General features: G+C 71.0%; 3 protein-coding genes. 1 reads left to right on the forward strand and 2 read right to left on the reverse strand.

The features are described from left to right. On the forward strand, nt 1-579 hold a 579-nt coding region (locus tag C0461_RS13995; RefSeq protein ID WP_292107872.1), incomplete at its 5' end, for an aldose epimerase family protein. A gap of 22 nt (nt 580-601) precedes the next feature. Here C0461_RS13995 and nagE read toward each other — a convergent pair. Together nagE and C0461_RS14005 are read right to left on the reverse strand one after the other, a co-directional pair. Further along, nucleotides 602-2,290, reverse strand: coding sequence for an N-acetylglucosamine-specific PTS transporter subunit IIBC (nagE, locus tag C0461_RS14000; RefSeq protein WP_292107874.1), 1,689 nt, complete (start codon nt 2,288-2,290; stop codon nt 602-604). Beyond that, on the reverse strand, nt 2,287-3,206 hold a 920-nt coding region (locus tag C0461_RS14005), incomplete at its 5' end, for an aldolase/citrate lyase family protein (RefSeq protein WP_292107876.1). The genes C0461_RS14005 and nagE, both read right to left, overlap by 4 nt.

Genomic DNA, 3,206 nt, shown 5'->3' on the forward strand with positions numbered 1-3,206 from the left:
CTGGAGGCCGTCACCGATGCGCCGACCGTGGTGTCGCTGGCGCCCCACGGCTATTTCAACCTGGCCGGCGCCGACGGCGGCCGTGACGTGATGGATCACCATCTGACCCTCGCCGCCGCCGCCTTTACGCCGGTGGACGAGGGCCTGATCCCCACCGGCGAGATCCGCCCCGTAGACGGGACGCCCTTCGACTTCCGAAGTCCGCGCCGCATCGGCGATCACGTACGCGACGCCCGGGACGCCCAGATCCGCATCGGCCGCGGCTATGACCACAATTTCGTCCGCGACAACGGGCGGACCGACACGCCGACCTTCGCCGCGCGGGTGACCGATCCAGCCTCCGGCCGGGTGATGGAGTTGCTGACCACCGAGCCGGGGCTGCAATTCTACTCCGGCAATTTCCTGACCGGAGACCTGATCGGCCGCAGCGGCGTCCCCTATGGCCAGGGGCAGGGTCTGTGTCTGGAACCCCAGAACTTCCCGGACGCGCCGAACCGGCCGGACTTCCCCCCGGCCCGCCTCGATCCCGGCCAGAGCTATCGCCACCACACACGCTGGCGGTTCTCCGTCATCCCGTGACGGCGGCGCGAGAAGGCTCCGTTCAGGAAGCGGCGGCCAGGTTCCTGGCCACGGCCTCGGCGCGGGGGCCCAGGATCAGGTGCGCCCCGGCGGCGGTCACGGCTACCCCCCGCGCGCCCAGGGCCTTCAGCGCGGCCACATCGAGTCCGGCCCCGGCCTTCAGGCGCAGCAGCACCCGGCCGTCGCGCCGCTCGACCGAAAGAACATTATCCCGTCCGCCGAGGGCCGCCAGCCAGTCCTCGGCGTTCCCGTCATCCGCAACAGGCCCCGCCGTCAGGGCCGCGCGGATCTCGTCCGCCACCTGATCGGCGATGGGGCCCAGCACCACCTGCAGCGCCCGGTCCGAGGGCCGCACCAGCCCGCGCGCGCCAAGCGCCTTCAGCCCCGCCTCGTCCACCGCATTCTGGTCGTTCAGGATCAGGCGCAGCCGCGTGGTGCAGGCGTCCACGCTGTCAACATTGGCCGCCCCGCCCAGGGCCGCCAGATAGGCCGCGCCCCGCCCGCCGGCCGCCGCCTGCACGACCCCGGTGGCCGTCATGGGCTCGTCTTCGCGCCCCGGCGTCTTCAGGTCCATCCAGCGGATCACCAGCCGGAACAGCCCGTAGTACAGCGCGAAATAGGCCAGCCCCACCGGGATCAGCATCAGGGGCCGGGTGGACTGGTTGAAGTTCAGCACATAGTCGAACAGGCCCGCCGAAAAGCCGAAGCCCAGCTTCACGTCCAGCAGGCTCATGATCACCATGGCCGCGCCGGTCAGCACGGTGTGCACGGCGTACAGCACCGGGGCCAGGAACATGAAGGTGAACTCGATGGGCTCGGTCACCCCCGTCAGGAACGCCGTCAGGGCCAGGGACATGAGCATGCCGCCCACGGCCTTTTTCCGCTCCGGTTTGGCGGCGTGGTACATGGCCAGGCAGGCGGCTGGCAGGCCGAACATCATCACCGGGAAGAAGCCGGACATGAAGGCCCCGGCGTCGGGGTCTCCGGCGAAGAACCGGCGCAGGTCGCCGGTGACGCCCTGATAATCCCCGATCACGAACCAGGCGATGTTGTTGAGGATGTGGTGCAGCCCCGTGACGATCAGCAGGCGGTTCAGCACGCCGTAGAGGAACAGCCCCACCTCGCCCGAACCGACGATGGCGCGGCTGAAGCCGTCCATGGCCCCGCTGATGCCCGAAAAGCCGAACCCGATGATGGCCGCCAGCGCCAGTCCCGCCACGCCGCTGACGATAGGCACGAAGCGCCGCCCGGCGAAGAAGGCCAGATACTCCGGCAGTTTCAGGGTCGAGAACCGGTTGTAGAAATCCCCCGCGATCAGGCCGGAGATGATGCCGATGGGCACGCTGAGCCGCGCCAGAGCCCCGTCCCGCCACGCCGCCTCGGCCAGGGCGACTGAGGCTTCGGGCAGTCCGGCGACCACCTCCGGCGGCACGACCAGCAGCGCCTTGGCGCCCTCGACAGCGATCAGGAAACAGACCACCCCCGCCAGTCCGGCCGCCCCGTTGCCGTCGCGGGCGAAGCCCACGGCCACGCCGATGGCGAACAGCAGGCCAAGGTTCGAGAACACCGCGTCCCCCGCCGCAGACATGAAGGCGATGTCCAGCAGGTCCGGCTGGCCCAGCCTGAGCAGCAGGGCGGCGGCGGGCAGCACCGCGATGGGCAGCATCAGGGCGCGGCCCAGAGGCTGCAGGCGTTCGAGCAGGGCCTTCATCGGTCGGCTCCCCTTCGGAAATCATCGGCGAGGGCGCGCACCTCGTCCACCGAGGCGCACGCCAGCGCGCGCCTCGCCAGATCGCGGCAGGTCTCCAGCGTCAGGCCGCGCAGCAGCGCCTTCAGGTCCGGCAGCACGGCGGGCGCCGCCGACAGCTCGGTCACGCCCAGCCCCACCAAAATCGGCGCGGCGGCCATGTCGCCCGCCAGCCCGCCGCACACCCCGACCCAGCGGCCCTTCGCCTGACCGGCCTCGCAGGTCTGGCGGATCAGGCGCAGCACGGCGGGGTGCAGCCCGTCGATGTCGGCGGCCACCGCCGGATTGCCCCGGTCGCGGGCCAGCACATACTGCGTCAGGTCATTGGTGCCGATGGACAGGAAGTCGGCCTGTTCGGCGATCAGGTCGGCGGTGACGGCGGCGGCGGGCGTCTCAATCATCACCCCCAGCTGGACCGGTGTCGTCACCCCCATGTCGCGCCGCGCCTCCTCCAGCATGCGGCGCACGGCGGCCAGCTCATCGGGGCTGGCCACCATGGGAACCATGATCTTGCACTGGCCTGCGGGCGTGACCCGCAGGATGGCCCGCAGCTGGGTCATCAGCATCTGCGGCCGCCACAGGCCCACCCGCACCCCGCGCAGGCCCAGCGCCGGGTTTTCCTCGTGGGGAATGGGCAGATAGGGCATGGGCTTGTCGCCCCCCGCATCCAGCGTCCGCACGATCAGCGGCCGTCCGCCCAACCCGTCCGCGATGGCCTGATACTGGGCCGCCTGTTCGTCCTCGTCAGGCGCGGTCTCGCGCTCGAGGAACAGGAACTCGGTGCGCAGCAGGCCGCAGCCCTCGGCGCCGTTGGCCACCGCCCGCTCGGCTTCGCCCACGGCGCCCAGATTGGCGAACACCTCGATGCGCGTGCCGTCCG

The sequence above is a fragment of the Brevundimonas sp. genome, from assembly GCF_013823285.1.
GTDB lineage: Bacteria > Pseudomonadota > Alphaproteobacteria > Caulobacterales > Caulobacteraceae > Brevundimonas.